Raw genomic sequence first — 15,518 nt, forward strand, 5'->3', positions numbered from 1 at the left:
GGTTGGGTCCGGAGCCTGAGGCGCGATCAGCGCCGGTAGGGGGCGATGAGGTCGGTCATCATGCCGACCTCTTCATCCGTGAGGTCGACGAGCGGGGCGCGGACGGGGCCCGCGTTGAAGCCCTGGATGCGCACGCCCGCCTTGATGGCGCTCACCGCATAGCCCTTCTGGCGGTTCCGGATCGCCATGAAGGGGTAGAAGAAGGTGTTGAGGATCTCCTCGCACCGCGCCCGATCGCCGCCGCGCAGCGCGCCATAGAACTCCATCGCGAGCTTCGGCACGAAGTTGAAGACGGCGGAGGAGTAGGTGGAGAAGCCGGCGCCGAGATAGGCCTCGGCGAAGAGTTCGGCCGTCGGCATCCCGCCGAGATAGGTGAGGCGGTCGCCCATGCGGGCCGTCACCTGGCGCACGAGCCCGATATCGCCCGAGCCGTCCTTGAAGCCGACGAGGTTGGGGCAGACATCGCACAGGCGCGCGAGCGTGTCGGCGGTGAGGATCGAGTTGTCGCGATTGTAGACCATCACGCCGATGCCGATGCTGTCGCACACCGTCTTCACGTGGCGGTAGAGGCCCTCCTGCGGCGCGTCGATCAGATAGTGGGGCAGGAGGAGGATGCCGTCCGCGCCGGCCGCCTCGACCGACTTCGCGATCTCGACCGCGATTTCGGTGCCGTAGCCGCAGCCCGACACGATCGGCGTGTCGCCGGCCGCTTCCTTCGCGGCCTTCACGATGGCCGGGACCTCGCGCGGGGAGAGGGAGAAGAACTCGCCCGTGCCGCCGGCCGCGAACAGCGTCGCCGCGCCGAATTCGGACAGCCAGGAGACGTGGTCCTGGTAGGGGGCGGGGTTGAACGCGCCGTCCGCCCCGAAGGCGGTGACGGGGAAGGAAAGCAGCCCGGACCCGAGCGCGTGCTTCAACTGTTGTGGGTCCATGGTCCTCTCCTCGGTGTCGGTTCAGGGTGGCGCGCGCGACGGACGGGGCGCGCGGCCATCTCTGTGTGATGGATCGTGCCGCCCCGCGCCACTCGGCCGGAGCGGATGTTGCGCTAGCCGACCGGCGCGCGGGGTGTCAACAATCCTCTCTCACTGCGTGCGCGGCGTCTCCACACTGATCTGGAGTTGATAGAGGCCGAGCCCCTCCACCGCGTCCGCGCCGATGGCGGTGAAGGCGGCGGGGGCGAGGCGCTCGCGGCACAGATCCATGAAGCGCGGCGCGTCACCCCAGCCCTCCACCATCGCAATCCAGGCCGGGATCCGGTTCGCCTCGCTGCGCGCCTTGCGCTCGGCCGTGTCGACCGCGCTCGCGGCCTTGTCCGACACCATGAGGTGGACGCCCGCGATCTCCGGCAGCGCGGCGATCCCGTCGAGCAGCGTGCGCGCCGCCTCGGTGTGGCCGGGGACGGCCTCGTCCGGCACGTCGTAGCGAAGGGTGGCGCACAGGCCGCCCTCCGTCGCGCCGCGCGAGTGGGCGACATGGACGAGGGAGCGGTTGACGCTGCGGAAGAATTTCACCGTCTCCACCGTCCACGGGGTCGGGCTGTTCAGGCGGTCCTGGTAGAGGGGGCCCTTCAGGAGATCGAGCGAGTCGGCCTCGTACAGGTTGAAGAATTCGAGGTCCGCATCGAGCGCGATATAGCGCCGGCCGCGATGGAAGCCGGGGATCCCGACTCGCTCCAGCATGTGCTCGTTGCCGTGCCAGTCGTAGAACTGATCCCGCCCTTCCGGCATGATGTCGTGCCAGATCGCGACGGCCCCGGTGCCGATAAGTGCCACGCTGCAAACCTCCCTGACGTGTTTTTGGAATGCTATTCCAATTTCCGGCGAACGGCTATAGGCTGCGTCCGGAAGGGGAGAGAAATGACCGTTGCGGCCGTCGATCGTTGCCTCAGATTGATCGAGACGCTCGCCGGCGAGTCCGCGCCGATGGAGCTGTCGGTGATCGCCGCGCGCGTCGAGCTGCCGGCGAGCGCGACGCATCGCATCCTCAACGCCATGCATGCGCGCGGCTGGATCGTGCAGGACCCGGTCACCCACGCCTACTCGCTCTCTCTGCGGCTCGCCGCGCTCGGCTTCCGTCATCTCGACGCGCGCTCCGTCCCCGACATCGTGCAGGACGTGCTCGACCGTCTTGCCGCCGAGACGCGCGAATATTGCCGCCTCGCGATCCTGGAGGGGGAGGACCTCGTCTGGGTCGCCCGCGCCCAAGGGGCGACCCTCGGCCTGCGCTACGACCCGCCGATGGGGGAGGAGATCGTCCTCCACGCCACCGCCAACGGGAAGGCCTGGCTCGCGACGCTGCCGGAGGCGGAGGTGCGCCGCATCATCGCGACGCGCGGGTTCGAGACGCTGCGCCCGCTGGGGCCGCGCCGCATCAACTCGATGCCGCGCCTCCTCGAAGAGCTCGACCTCGTGCGTCGGCGCGGCTACGCGACCGCGATCGAGGAGGGCGAGGAGGGGACGGCCGCCGTCGCGATCCCCTTCCGCGCCCGCGAGGGGGAGGCCGCCAGCGTCGCCGGCACGATCAGCGTCGCGGGTCCCCTGATGCGCTTCCCCGCCGACCGCCACGCCGCGCTCGCCGCCGCCCTCACCGGGGCGGCCGGGGAGCTCACCGCCGTCTGGCCGCTGCGCATCTACAGCCGCACCGCCCGTCCCGACCCGGTGAGCGCGTCATGAAGGTCTCGCGCACCCGCCGCATCCTCGAGCCCGCCCTCTGGTTCGTGGGGCTGATGGTGATCTGGGAGATCGTCGTGCGCGTCGCCGACGTGCCGTCCTTCATGCTGCCCGCGCCCTCGGTCTTCCTGTGGCGCATTGTGGAGGAGCATGACCGCCTCCTCCATCACGGCCTCATCACCACGCGCATGATCCTCTACGGCTTCGTCGCGGGGGCGATTCCGGGCGTCGCGCTCGGCTATCTCATCGCCCGCTCGCGCACGTGCGAGCGGCTGATCTACCCGATCGTCGTCTTCATCCAGGGCCTGCCGAAGATCACGCTCGCGCCGCTGCTGCTCGTCTGGTTCGGCTTCGGCCCGTTCCCGGTCGTGCTCCTCACCGGGCTCATCACCTTCTTCCCGGTCCTCGTCGACGCGGTCGCCGGCTTCAAGTCGGTCGACCGGCGCCACTATTATCTCACGCGCTCGATGGGCGCCTCGCGGCTTCAGACCTTCTTGACGGTGGAGCTGCCGTCCGCCGCGCCGCAGATCTTCTCAGGGCTCAAGATCAGCATCGTCATCGCGGTCACGGTGGTGATCGTGGTCGAGTGGCTGAACTCCAACAACGGCCTCGGCTACCTCGTCCTGCGGGCGATGGATTCGACCGACACGGCCTTCATCTTCGCCATCCTCGTGGTCGGCTCCACCGTCGGCGTGATCCTCAGCTACGGGGTCTCGCTGGTCGAAGGGGTGCTGCTGCCCTGGAGGCGACGCGACCGACACTGACGACCCCATCACCCGAGGCATGGCCCGAGAGAAGGCCAGCCCGTTCAACCGGAGGAGACGACCGATGAAGGCGATTGTCACGACAATCCTGGCCGGCTGCGCGCTGGCGCTGCCGCACGCCGCCCTCGCCCAGGACAAGGTCACCATGACCATGAACTGGACGGCGGACTCGGCCCATCTCGGCTTCGCGATGGCGAAGGCGAAGGGCTTCTACGCGGACGAGAATCTCGACGTGACACTGGAGGAGGGGCGCGGCTCCTCGGTCGCCGCGCAGCTCGTCGCGACCGGACGCAGCGCGATCGCGCTCGCCGACGCCGGCGCCGCGCTGAACGTCGCCGCCCAGGGTGCGCCGATCAAGGTGATCGCCACGATCTGGAAGTCGGGCCAGTTCGGCGTCCAATATCTCGCCGATTCCGGCATTTCCTCGCCCGCCGACCTCAAGGGCAAGTCGGTCGCCGTCGCGCCCGGCACGGCGATGGTGCCGCTCTTCGGCGCCTTCCTCGCCGCGAACGGGATGACCGAGGACGATGTGGACATCGTGAGCGCCACGCAGAACGCCGCGCTCGGCCTGCTCGCCAAGGGCGACATCGATGCGATCGCCGAAACGCCGGAGAACACCGTCGTCCCCCTCACGAAGGAGGGTCTCAAGGTCGACAACATGTATTTCTATAACAACGGCGTGCCGGTGGTGAGCCTCAGCCTCATCGCGCGGGACGACAACATCGAGAAGAACGCCGACCTCTATAAGCGCTTCATCAGCGCGACGCTGAAGGGCTGGCAGGCCGCGATGGCGGATCCGGACGGCGCGGTCGACGCGCTCCTGGAGATGTTCCCGGAGACGCAGAACACCAAGGAGGCGCTCCTCCAGGGCGCGAAATACAGCTTCTCCTCCGTCTGCCCCGGCGGCTCGGGCGACGCGATCGGCGTGACCGACGACGCGACCTGGTCCGAGATCTACAAGGTCATGACGACGGCGATGAGCTTCCCGGACGCGAAGCCCATCACCGACTACTACACGCTCGACCTTCTGCCGTCCGAGCCGGTCACCTGCCCCTGAGATTGGCACAGACGTGGCCTCGCACGACCCGACAGTGCTGAGCGTTGCGCGCGGACCCTCCGTCCGCGCGCACCGGTTCGACGTCCGATGGCTGGTGGCGGCGCTCTACCCCGTGCTCGCCATCGCGGCGCTGCTCGGCCTGTGGGAGGCCGTGATCCGCATCTTCGACGTGCCGGTGTGGCTCGTGCCGAAGCCGAGCGACTTTCTCGGCCGCTTCTTCACCGAGTTCCCGGCGCTCGCCTCGGCGGCCTGGGCGACCTCGGTGCGGATCTTCTTCGGCTTCGCGCTCGGCATCCTCGTCGCCGTGCCGCTCGGGCTCGCGATCGTGTCGATCCCGGCGCTGGAGCGCGGGCTCTACCCGGTGATCGTCTTCCTCAACATCATGCCGAAGACGGTGATCGGGCCGATCCTCATCGTGTGGTTCGGGATCGGGCCGCTCGTCGCGGTCCTCATCGTGTTCCTGATGTCCTTCTTCCCGGTGCTGGTCGATTCGATGTCGGGCTTCCGCGCGGTCGACCCGCGCCTTCGCTACATCACGCGCTCGATGGGCGCCTCGCCACTCCAGACCTTCTTCTACATCCGCCTGCCGGCCTCCATGCCGCACATCTATGCGGGGATGCGCATCGGCATCATCAAGGCGGTCGAGGGCGTCATCATCGCCGAGTTCATCGCCTCCAATGCGGGGCTCGGCCATCTCATCATGCGGGCGTCCAGCTACATGGACATGCCGCTCATGTTCTGCGGCCTGATCGCCACGGCGATCGTCGCGCTGATCTTCAACGGCATCGTCACCCTCGTCGGGCGGCTCCTGATGCCATGGGCGCGCCGCCGATGATGGGGGCGCGCGCGAGAGGGAAGGACGCCATGGCGACCGGGGCATCCATCGAGGCGAAGGGCCTCACCAAGATCTATGGCGAGGGGCCGGGCGCCTTCCACGCGCTGGGGCCGATCGACCTCACCGTCAAGCCGGGCGAGTTCGTGAGCCTCATCGGCCCGTCGGGCTGCGGCAAGTCGACGACGCTGCTCCTCGTCTCGGGCCTCGAACCGGCGAGCGAGGGGACGATCGCGATCGACGGCAAGCCGCTCACCGACCCGATCTGCGATGTCGGCATCGTCTTCCAGGACCACCTGCTCCTCGAATTCCGCACGGCGCTGAAGAACGTGATGCTGCAACAGCAGATCCGCCGCCTCGACAAGGCGGAGATGGAAGCGCGCGCCGCGCGCCTCTTCGACCGGCTCGGCCTCGCCGGGGCGGAGGACCGCTATCCCTGGCAGCTCTCGGGCGGGATGCGCCAGCGCGTCTCGATCGCCCGCGCCCTCGTCCACGACCCGTCGATGCTCCTGATGGACGAGCCCTTCGGTGCGCTCGACGCGATCACGCGCACCCAGATCCGCCACGATCTCGAGATGCTGTGGCTGGAGACGAAGAAGACGGTGCTCTTCATCACCCACTCGATCGAGGAGGCGGTGGGGCTCTCGGACCGCGTGCTCGTGATGTCGACGGGGCCGGGCCGCATCGTCGACGAGATCGTCATCGACCTGCCGCGCCCGCGCCCGGCCCACCTCGGCGAGTATCCCGAATTCTCCGCCTACGCGCAGCGCATCTACGCCACCTTCGAGAAGCTCGGCGTCTACCAGTTCCACTGATGGGCCGCCGCTACATCATGATCGGCGCGCCGGTGACGAGCGTGCGCACCCCGCCGCTGCTGGAGGCCTGGTTCGCCGCGCGCGGCGAGGCGGCGACCTGCGCCGTCCGCCACGTCGAGCCGGAAGACCTCCCGGCGCTGGTCGACGAGGTGCGCGCCGACCCCGGCATCGACGGGCTGATGGTGACGATGCCCCACAAGCGCGCGATCCTGCCCCTCCTCGACGGCCTCTCCGGCACGGCGCGCGCCGCCGGCAGCGTCAACGCGGTGAAGCGCACTGCAAACGGGCTCGAAGGGGCGCAGTTCGACGGGATCGCGCTCGTGAACGCGCTCGCCGCCGCCGGGGCGGATCTTTCGACGAGCCGCGTCACCCTCGCGGGGCTCGGCGGTGCGGGGCTCGCCATCGCGCTTGCGCTCGAGGCGGCCGGAAACCGCGACCTCACCCTCGTCGAGAGCGATCCGGCGCGGCTCGCCGCCGTGGGGGCGATGCTCGCGATCGCGCCGCGTATGCTGGATCCGTCGGCCCCGCGCCCGGCCGCCGACATCCTCGTCAACGCGACGCCGCTCGGCATGGCGCGCGGCGACCCGAGCCCGTTCGGCGAGGCAGAGGTGGCTGCCGCGCGCCTCGTCGCCGACATCGTCGCGGTGCCGAACGAGACGCGCCTTGCCGACCTTGCGCGCGCGGCAGGCATCCCCCTCGTGACCGGCTACGAGATGGTGACCCACCAGATCGAGCCGATCGGCGCCTGGCTCACCGCCGAGGCGTGAGGGAGAGGGGCGGCGGCCTCACCCCCGATATTCGAGGATGAAGAGCCCGCCATTATAGTCGTTCGCGTAGACGAGCCCGTTGCGGTCCACATAGACGTCGCAGCTCTGGATCACCTTCGTCCGGTTCGGGCGGTGGTCGACGAGGGTTGTCGGCGTCCCCGGCACGTAGGCGGCGGTCTCGACCGGGCGATAGGGGTCGGCGATTGAGAAGACGCGCACCCCGGCATTCTGGAAGGTCGTGAAGATCAGCTCCTCGCTGACGAACCCGTCCGGCCGGTTCTCATAGAGATTGTGCGGCCCGAAATGGCCGCCCTTCGCGACATAGTCGGCCTCGTCCGGATAGGGGAAGGTCGAGATCGAGATCGGGTTGTCGCGCACCGCGTTGTTGAACATCCAGATGTGCTTCACCCCGTCCTCCTGGTGGTCGAGGACGGCCTCGTCGAGGACGACGAGAAGCTCGCGCTCCGGCAGCGGCAGGCAGTTGTGCGTGCCCCCGCCATAGGGCGGGCTCCAGTTGAGATGGCGCAGGAGCTTCGGCGCGGAGCGGTCGGCGATGTCGAGGATCACCATGCCGCCGTCGCGCCAAGCGCAATAGGCGGTGTCGCCGTGGATGATCGGGTGGTGCAGGCCCATCCGCTTGCCTGGCGGGACGGTGGAGACCTCGCCGGCGGCGGTGTTCATGCCGGGGATCCACCAGCGGCCGACCATCTGCGGCGCCGTCGGGTCCGCCATGTCGATGACGATGAAGATGTAGTCCGCGAACCCGTCGAGGAGGGCGGAGGCGTAGGCGTAGCGCCCGCCCGTGTACCAGATGCGATGGATGCCGGCGCCCTCGACCGGCATGAAGCCGATCTGGCGCGGCTCGGCGGGGTTCTTGATGTCGTAGACGGCCATGCCGGCGGTCCAGTCCCGCGCACGCTTGCCGATCTCGTCGGTGCCGACCGTCTTGCCGACCGAGGTCGTGTAGTAGGCCTTCTCGTCCGCGAACTCGCTCGAGGCGAACATGTCCTTGGCATTGATGACGAGGAGGAGATCCTCATGCGCCTGGAGGTGGATGTTCCAGGTGTTCGGCGGGGCTTGGATGTAGGCGACGGCCTTCGGGGCACGCGGGTCGCGCACGTCGATGACGCTGAAGCCCTTGGAGAACATGTGGCCGGTGATCGCGTAGCCCTTGTTCACCATGAGCTGGACGCCATCGGGGCGGCCGCCCTGGTCGCTGTGTCCGACGAGGGTCATGTTGCGGGCGAAATCAGCCTTTGGAAGCGTGTCGGTCATGACGGATGTCCTGGGAAAAAGGAGAGGCCGTTCACGGCGCGCGGCGTCGGGACCGGCGCGAAGGGCCGGCCGCCGGGCGCGGGGCGCCGGGCGGCCGGGGCGCGTCAGGCAGGGTGCGGATCAGTCCGCGTTCCAGATCTTGGCGTAGATCTCGGTGTAGCCGTTGTCCGGGTCGTAGATGTTGTTGGGGCCGCCGTCGAAGCCGATATTGTCGGGCGTGAAGAGGTGCGGCGGGGCGACGTAGCCGGAATCCTTCTCACCGGCGAGCGCGCGGTTCGCCTCGTCGACGACCTGCCAGCCCTGGAGGCGCAGCGGTTCGGCGACGGTCGCCGCCTGGAACTGCTTGTCCCGGATGCGCTGGAAGGCGGCTTCGCTCCCGTCACCGGCCGAGATGTTGGTCGGATGCCCGTCCCCGGCGATGCCGGCGGAGGCGAGGGCGGGGGCCATGAAGTCGAAGGTGAGGTCGTTGATCGACAGCGCGTGCGTCCACTCGTCCCCGTACTTCTGGAGGAGGGCCGTCGTCATCGGCGGCATGCGCATCGCCGTGTCGGAGAGCGGCGTGTCGATGTACTCGAGCAGCTTGCAGTTCGCGCACGCGCGGATCACGTCCGCCATCGCGTTCGCCTTGGCGACGGCGATCTCGTAGACGCTGTCGGTGAAGACGATCGCGCCCGCCTTGCCCTCGGAGGTGACGACGGCGTAGGCGGCGGCCGCGGCGGCGACCTTCATCGGATCGGTGGTGATGTTGGTGAAGATCGGCAGCGAGGGGTGCGGTCCGGTCGTGGCATAGGCGTGCCAGCCGATCACCTTGATACCCGCCTTGTCGGCCTCCTCGACGAGGGCGGCCTGCTCGTTGGCGTCGATGCCGCCGAGGACGATCACGTCAGGCTGCAGCGCGATCGCCTGGGTGAGGCCGGACGAACGGCCCGAGACGGTGCCCTGTCCGTCGATGGTGCGCGTGTCCCAGCCGATCAGCTCGGCCGCTTCCACGACGCCCTCGCCGACGCCGCGGGCGCCGCCATTGCGCTGGTCCGTCGAGACATAGACGATGAGCTTGCCCGACTGTGCCGCGGGACCGGTGGTCGGCCCGTCCCAGGGCGGGTTCGGCTTGGAGTAGGCCTCGACGATTTCCCGCGACGCGGCGAGCTCGTCCTGAGCGAGCGCCGGCGCGATGCCGCCGAGGAGCAGAGCGGCCGTCAATCCGGCGATCCATCCCCGTGTCATGGTGCGTTTCCTTTCCTCGGGACGATGCTTGTTGTTCAGGTGCGGCTCACATCGTCCCCGGTGGCCGCAGAGGGTGTTGGCGCCGCCTTCTTGTGGCGCACGCTGCCGCGCTTGCGCTGGGCGTAGCCGGCGAGGCCGATCGCGAGGACCAGCGTCACGCCGTTGAAGAGGGGCTCCACGAAGAAGGCGCCGCCGAGCTGCTGGATGCCCGAGATGCCGACCGCGAGGATCGCGACCGCGGCGACCGTGCCCCACACGTTCACGCGTCCCGGCTTGATCGTGGTCGAGCCGAGAAAGGCGCCGACGAGGGCCGGCAGCAGATATTCGAGGCCGACGCTCGCCTGTCCGATGCGCAGCTTGGCGGCGAGGATGATCCCCGCGAGCGCGGTCAGGACGCCGGACGTGATGAACGCGCCCATCACATAGCGCCGCGTCGGGATGCCGTTCAACGCCGCCGCGCGCGGGTTCGCGCCGATCGCGTAGAGATAGCGCCCGATCGGCAGATATTCCGTGACGATCCACAGGACGAAGGCGACGATCACGACATAGAAGGCGGCGATCGGCAGGCCGAAGACCTGGGTCGTGTAGAGGCCGGTGAAGTCGGCCGGGAGGGAGCCGATGATCTGCCGCCCCTCCGTGTACCAGAGGGCGATCGCGTAGATCACGGTGCCGGTGCCGAGCGTCGCGATGAAGGAATCGATCTGCGCCAGCTCGACGAGGAGGCCGTTGAAGAGACCGAGGAGCGCGCCGAGCAGGAGGACGATGATCGCCGCCTGCCACCACTCGAAGCCGAACTGCGTCTGGAGGCCGATCGCGAGGATGTGCCACAGCACGATGCCGTACCCGACCGTGAGGTCGATGCGGCCGGCCATCATCGGCACCATCGCGGCGAGGGAGAGGAGCGCGATGATCGCCTTGTCGCCGAGGATCGAGCGCAGGTTCAGCATCGTCGGGAAGGTGCGCGGCAGGACGAGCGAGAAGACGATGATGAGCACCACCGTCAGGATCGGGATGCCGTAGACCGGCAGGAGCCGCAGCACCTTCTGCCGCCCGCTCATCTGGCGCAGGTCGAAGCGGGTGGGCTCGAGCGCGTTCGATTTCAACGATTGCATCAGTGGATTTCCATGGTCGCGCCAGGGGTGGCGGCGCCGGCGCCGGGGATGCCCTGCTGCAGCGAGGCGGCGTGGGTGAGGCGCTCGATGGTGAGCGCGTCCGCGTCGAGCGCGACGACGATCCGTCCGTCGCGGAAGACGAGCGCGCGGTGGCAGATGGCGCAGACCTCCTCGAAGTCGGTGGAGATCAGGACGAGGGTGAGCCCGTTCGCGACGGCATTGCCGAGGAGGCGGTAGATCTCCGCCTTCGCGCCGACATCGACGCCAGCGGTCGGGTCCTCGAGGATCAGCACCGAGCCGCCGATCCGCATCCAGCGCGCGAGCACCACCTTCTGCTGGTTGCCGCCGGACAGCGTCTCCATCGGCGCGTCGGGATCGTTGGGTGTGAGGGTGATGCGCCGGCCGAGCGTGCGCGCCTCCTCCGCTTCCGCCGATGGGGTGCGCAGGCGGAAGAGCCCGCGCCCGGCGGCGGAGGGGTTCAGGAACATGTTCTCCCGCACGCTCAGCCGATGCGCGACCGAGTCGGACGTGCGGTCGCCCGCGACGAAGCCGATGCCTTCCCGGATCGAGCCCGGCGGCCCGTCGGCGCGGATCGTCTTGCCGTCGAGCACGATGGTGCCTTCGTCGGCGATCCGGTCGGCGAAGAGGGCGCGCCCGACCTCCTCCTGTCCGGCGCCCCGCAGGCCGACGAGAGCGACGATCTCGCCCCGCCGCGCCTCGAGGTCCACCGGCCCGACATCGCCGACGACGAGGCCGCGCACGGTAAGGACCGGGTCGGAGGCGGGGGCGGGCGGGCGCACGAAGAGGCTCTCGGGCGCGCGCCCGATGATCATGCGGACGAGGTCGTCGGGCGAGGTCTCGCTGGTGCGGCTGACGCCGACGAGGCGTCCGTCGCGCAGGACGACGAGCCGCTCGGAGATGGCCATCACCTCGTCGAGCCGGTGCGAGACATAGATGATCGCGACGCCGCGCGCGCGGAGCCGCTCCAGCACCTTGAAGAGCGTGTTGACCTCGCCCTTCGGCAGGCTCGCCGTCGGCTCGTCGAGCACCAGGACGGAGGCGTCCATGCTGACGGCGCGGGCGATGGCGACGAGCGATTTCTCGGTGCGGCTCAGCTCATGGATCCGCCGCTCGGGGTCGATGTCGCCGGCGACGACGGAGAGCGCCTCGACCGCCGCCTTCGACGTTGCGCGCCAGCCGATCAGGCCGAAGGGCCGGCGATAGCCGCGATAGAGGGCGATGTTCTCGGCGACCGTCATCCACTCGATGAGGCCGAGATCCTGGTGGATGAAGGCGACGCGACCGGCGGAGGCGCGCGGCTGGTAGGGCTTGCCGGCGAAGCGGATCTCGCCGCCGTCCGGCGCATGGACCCCTGCGAGCATCTTGATGAGGGTGGATTTGCCCGCCCCGTTCTCGCCGAGGAGGGCGAGCACCTCGCCTGGATAGACGTCGAAGGACACGTCGTCGACGGCGACGGTTCCGCCGAACGTCTTGCGCATCCCGTGAAAGGAGAGGATCGGCGCCGCTCCGGTTCCGGCAGCCGCGACAGCCGTCACGTGAAGCACCGGGGCATGATTTCATTGTGTGTCGCGGCCGCGCTCAGCGGTCCGCCACAGCCGTCGACACCACGGCCTATCGTTGGGTGCGATCCCAAACCTTGTTTCCTCCGGAGACTGACGGCCGCAAAACGGCTCGTATTCTTATCGGCAGCTTGTGCTGCTCTGCTTTCAGTCGCCGTCACCGACTAAACAGAAGTTGACCTCGATTAGCAAGAAGGCGAATCGAGGTCCGTCGATGAAATCGAAGGGATCGCCATCAATTCTGCGGCGGCGCCGCCTCGCCGGGGATCGGATAGTTGCGTAGCGCCATCGTCAGCTCCTCGGCGAAGCGGGCGGCGGCAACCGGGAGCGTGCGCCCGGCGAGCTGGCCGAGGAGGAGGTGGCCGGGCGGGACGTCTTCCTTCGGCAGGGGACGCACCACGAGCCCCTGCGCCACAGCGCCGGTGAGACCGATCGGGATCTCGAACCCCACCGCGCGCTCGTGCGTCACGTAGCGGCGCATGAACTCGAAGCTGTCGGCGACCACGATCGGGTTCAATTTCCGCGAGGCGCGGCGGAGCGCCATGTCGAGGAGGTGGCGCACCCCGAACCGGTCGGATGGGACGACGTGCGGCCCGTCGAGGCAGGCACGCAGGCGCACCTGGGGGGCGCGGGCGAGCGGGTGGTCCTCCGCCATCACCGCGCAGACGGGTTGGGGCGCGGCGCACAGGATGTCGAAATCGGCCATGTTGACGGGCTCGAAGACGAGGGCGAGGTCGGCGGCGAAGCTCGTCAGTTCCCGCTCGGCGGCGACGCGGTCGCGCACGTTCACCGTGAAGGTGACGCCCGGATAGCGCTTGCGGAACTCGGCGATCCGGTCCGGCAGGAAGAACGGGGTGAGGGCCTGGCTGCACGCGATGGTGACGTGGCCGCGCCGCACGCCGATCAGCTCCTCCACCTGGCCGCGCACGACCGCGAGGTCGGAGCGCTGGGAGCGAATGTGCTTCAACAGAAGCTCGCCCGCCGAATTCAGCCGGACGCCCTGGGCGTGGCGCTCGAAGATCTGGGTGCCGAACTCCTGCTCGAAGCTCTGGAGGCGCCGGTTCACCGCCGAACTCGTGAGGTTCATCAGCTCCGCCGCCTTGCGGATCGAGCCCGCGCGCGCCACCGCCTCGATGAGATCCAGCGTCAGCATGTGTCGCATTCCGGTCTCCTGAGGCGTCATGGCGGGGGCGCCGCCGTCGAGGCAAAATCCGAGCCACCCGCCGGCCCGCCTTCGCCGGATTGACCCGCGCGGCGTGTCAGCAAAAATGCTATGAAAGGGCCACGTCGCACCCGATCATGCGGCGGCAAGGCATCATCCTGGAAGACCATCATGTCGTTCGCCAACTGGCATTCTCGCACCGACGAGCCGGTCATCCACGTCCCGGCCATCGGGCTCGAGCTCACCGTGCGCCTGCCGCCCGAGGCTTCGAGCGACGCGCTCACCATCATCGAGACGGTCAACGCGCCGGGCTTCGGCCCGCCGCTCCACCGCCACCGCGAGACCGAGATCTTCCGCGTGCTCGAAGGGCGCTACCTCTACCAGCGCGGCGAGGAGCGGTTCATCGCGGAGGAGGGGGACGTCGTGACCGTCCCCGGCGGCACCCCGCACGCCTTCCGCAACATCACCGACCGGCCGGCGCGCCAGTTCATCCTCATCATGCCGGCGTTCGATGCTGTCGGCTTCTTCACCGGGCTCGGCGACATCATGAAGGGCGGGCGGCCGGACAGGGCGACGCTGAACGCCTTCGGCGAACGCTGGCAGGTGGAATTTCTCGGCCCGCCCCTCCCGCCGCCCTGACGCGTCCGCGCGGGGCCATCTGGACTCTTGCAACGAAGGGTGGAAGCTTGGCGCACGCGCCCTCCGGCGGGACGGAGCGGCGGCCATTCCGGAGGGAGCGATGACGGACAGCTCGTACGCGGTGGTCGGCGGCGCCGAAGATATCGGCCGGTATGAATGGCCGGCGCGCTGGCTCCACTGGGCGATCGCGCTCCTCGTCCTCTCCGTCATCCCGCTCGGCTTCCTGATGGGCGCGGTCGGGCCCGGCCCGCTGCAGAACTGGCTCTTCTACATCCACGAGGAACTCGGCTTCGTCGTCCTCGTCCTCATGGCGCTGCGCCTCGTCTTCCGCATCGGCCGTGGCGCGCCGCCGCTGCCGCCCGGCATACCGCGCTGGCAGCACGGGGCCTCCCATCTCGTCCACGGCCTCTTCTATCTCTGCCTCCTCGTGCAGCCGATCTTGGGCTGGCTCGGGACGAGCGCGTTCGGCGCGCCGGTCTCGATCTTCGGCCTCTTCACCCTGCCGATGCCGCTCGCGAAGGACGACGCGCTCGCCGGCCAGCTCTTCGAGATCCACGAGACGATCGGCTTCGTGATCATCGGCCTCCTCCTCGTCCACATCGGCGCGGTGGTGATGCACTCGTTCGTCCAGAAGGACGGCGTGATCCGTCGCATGTGGCCGGTCTGATCCGACCCGCCTGAACCCATCAGCCTTCGCGGCCCCACAGGCCCGCCCGGCGCCCTGCCGGCGGGGCGTGGAGCGCTGCCGAAAACGCAGCGCGCCGCCGCGAAACTAGCAACAGCGCGGGACGCACACTTGCGTCAGATTTCCCTCTGAGCCGGTTCGCGCGCCCGCGAAATTCCCCCGCCATGGCGCCGTCCCGTGCCTTCGACGCGTGTTTCGACACACCAGCGAGGGATGACGCCGATGCATCAGCAGACGCTGGCGGCTGAGCCGCACCCCATCACATTCGACCCCGCCGCCACGGCCCTCATCGTCATCGACATGCAGCGCGACTTCCTGGAGCCCGGCGGCTTCGGCGAGACGCTCGGCAACGACGTGAGCCTCCTTCAGGCGGCCGTCGAGCCCTGCTCGATCGCGCTCGCGGCGGCGCGGCGCACCGGGATGCTCGTCATCCACACGCGCGAGGGCCACCGGCCAGACCTCTCCGACGCCCCGCCGGCGAAGGTGGCGCGCGGCGCGCCGAGCAAGCGCATCGGCGATCTCGGCCCGATGGGCCGCATCCTCGTGCGCGGCGAGCCCGGCCACGACATCATCGACGCGCTCGCCCCGGCGCCGGGCGAGATCGTCCTCGACAAGCCCGGCAAGGGCGCCTTCCACCAGACCGACCTCGCACAGATCCTCGCCAATCGCGGGATCGACACGCTCATCGTGTGCGGCGTCACCACCGAGGTCTGCGTCCACACCACGGTGCGCGAGGGCAACGATCGCGGCTATCGCTGCGTCGTCCTCGGCGACGCGTGCGCGAGCTATTTCCCGCACTTCCACCGGGTCGGCCTCGAGATGATCAAGGCGCAGGGCGGGATCTTCGGCTGGGTCTCCGACGCGAACGCCTTCGCTGCCGCCTTGTCCAAGGCCGTGGCCTGAGCCCGCCCCGCCTTTCCCTTCAACAGCCCTGACC

Annotated in this window: 16 protein-coding genes; 9 read left to right on the top strand and 7 right to left on the bottom strand. The window is 69.1% G+C overall.

From position 1 onward, the window contains the following. Positions 1-26: 26 nt before the first annotated feature. Positions 27-932, bottom strand: a complete 906-nt coding sequence (gene kdgD, locus DBV35_RS03350) for a 5-dehydro-4-deoxyglucarate dehydratase (protein WP_108658821.1) — start codon at positions 930-932, stop codon at positions 27-29. A gap of 150 nt (positions 933-1,082) precedes the next feature. After that, positions 1,083-1,772, bottom strand: coding sequence for a hypothetical protein (locus tag DBV35_RS03355; protein ID WP_108658822.1), 690 nt, complete (start codon positions 1,770-1,772; stop codon positions 1,083-1,085). 84 nt (positions 1,773-1,856) lie between these two features. On the opposite strand from DBV35_RS03355, the gene DBV35_RS03360 reads away from it, so the two are divergent. The 6 genes from DBV35_RS03360 (at position 1,857) to DBV35_RS03385 (ending at position 6,904) form a co-directional block, all read left to right on the top strand. Further along, complete coding sequence (locus DBV35_RS03360) at positions 1,857-2,672, top strand: IclR family transcriptional regulator (RefSeq protein WP_108658823.1); 816 nt, start codon at positions 1,857-1,859, stop codon at positions 2,670-2,672. Further along, positions 2,669-3,433, top strand: coding sequence for an ABC transporter permease (locus tag DBV35_RS03365; protein ID WP_108658824.1), 765 nt, complete (start codon positions 2,669-2,671; stop codon positions 3,431-3,433). Before DBV35_RS03360 ends, DBV35_RS03365 begins: the two co-directional genes overlap by 4 nt. 64 nt (positions 3,434-3,497) lie before the next feature. Beyond that, positions 3,498-4,490 (top strand): ABC transporter substrate-binding protein, encoded by a 993-nt coding sequence (locus tag DBV35_RS03370; protein ID WP_108658825.1) that lies wholly within the window; start codon positions 3,498-3,500, stop codon positions 4,488-4,490. Between the two features lie 94 nt (positions 4,491-4,584). Beyond that, on the top strand, positions 4,585-5,325 hold the full coding sequence (locus DBV35_RS03375; protein ID WP_157961556.1) for an ABC transporter permease: 741 nt from the start codon (positions 4,585-4,587) through the stop codon (positions 5,323-5,325). A 29-nt stretch (positions 5,326-5,354) separates the two neighbouring features. Further along, positions 5,355-6,137, top strand: a complete 783-nt coding sequence (locus DBV35_RS03380) for an ABC transporter ATP-binding protein (RefSeq protein WP_108660528.1) — start codon at positions 5,355-5,357, stop codon at positions 6,135-6,137. After that, the gene (locus DBV35_RS03385; RefSeq protein ID WP_108658827.1) at positions 6,137-6,904 is read left to right on the top strand and encodes a shikimate dehydrogenase family protein; all 768 of its coding nucleotides are present in this window, start codon (positions 6,137-6,139) and stop codon (positions 6,902-6,904) included. The genes DBV35_RS03380 and DBV35_RS03385 overlap by 1 nt, the downstream gene beginning before the upstream one ends. 18 nt (positions 6,905-6,922) lie before the next feature. Here DBV35_RS03385 and DBV35_RS03390 read toward each other — a convergent pair whose 3' ends face one another. The 5 genes from DBV35_RS03390 to DBV35_RS03410 all read right to left on the bottom strand — a co-directional run bounded on the left by DBV35_RS03390 (position 6,923) and on the right by DBV35_RS03410 (position 13,257). Continuing rightward, entirely contained in the window at positions 6,923-8,179 is a 1,257-nt protein-coding gene (locus tag DBV35_RS03390) for an LVIVD repeat-containing protein (protein ID WP_108658828.1), read from the bottom strand. A 120-nt stretch (positions 8,180-8,299) separates the two neighbouring features. Further along, on the bottom strand, positions 8,300-9,403 hold the full coding sequence (locus tag DBV35_RS03395) for a substrate-binding domain-containing protein (protein ID WP_108658829.1): 1,104 nt from the start codon (positions 9,401-9,403) through the stop codon (positions 8,300-8,302). A gap of 35 nt (positions 9,404-9,438) precedes the next feature. Beyond that, the gene (locus tag DBV35_RS03400; RefSeq protein ID WP_108658830.1) at positions 9,439-10,515 is read right to left on the bottom strand and encodes an ABC transporter permease; all 1,077 of its coding nucleotides are present in this window, start codon (positions 10,513-10,515) and stop codon (positions 9,439-9,441) included. After that, positions 10,515-12,014, bottom strand: a complete 1,500-nt coding sequence (locus tag DBV35_RS03405; RefSeq protein WP_108660529.1) for a sugar ABC transporter ATP-binding protein — start codon at positions 12,012-12,014, stop codon at positions 10,515-10,517. Before DBV35_RS03405 ends, DBV35_RS03400 begins: the two co-directional genes overlap by 1 nt. 316 nt (positions 12,015-12,330) lie before the next feature. Next, positions 12,331-13,257: a LysR family transcriptional regulator gene (locus tag DBV35_RS03410; RefSeq protein ID WP_108658831.1), complete on the bottom strand. Its 927-nt coding sequence runs from the start codon at positions 13,255-13,257 to the stop codon at positions 12,331-12,333. Positions 13,258-13,428: 171 nt separating this feature from the next. Here DBV35_RS03410 and DBV35_RS03415 point away from each other — a divergent pair, with 171 nt between their 5' ends. The 3 genes from DBV35_RS03415 to DBV35_RS03425 all read left to right on the top strand — a co-directional run bounded on the left by DBV35_RS03415 (position 13,429) and on the right by DBV35_RS03425 (position 15,484). Beyond that, positions 13,429-13,896, top strand: coding sequence for a cupin domain-containing protein (locus DBV35_RS03415; RefSeq protein WP_108658832.1), 468 nt, complete (start codon positions 13,429-13,431; stop codon positions 13,894-13,896). Between the two features lie 100 nt (positions 13,897-13,996). Continuing rightward, positions 13,997-14,563 (top strand): cytochrome b, encoded by a 567-nt coding sequence (locus DBV35_RS03420; RefSeq protein ID WP_108658833.1) that lies wholly within the window; start codon positions 13,997-13,999, stop codon positions 14,561-14,563. 240 nt (positions 14,564-14,803) lie between these two features. Then, positions 14,804-15,484, top strand: a complete 681-nt coding sequence (locus DBV35_RS03425) for a cysteine hydrolase family protein (RefSeq protein ID WP_108660530.1) — start codon at positions 14,804-14,806, stop codon at positions 15,482-15,484. Positions 15,485-15,518: the final 34 nt, after the last annotated feature.

Source organism: Acuticoccus kandeliae (assembly GCF_003073115.1).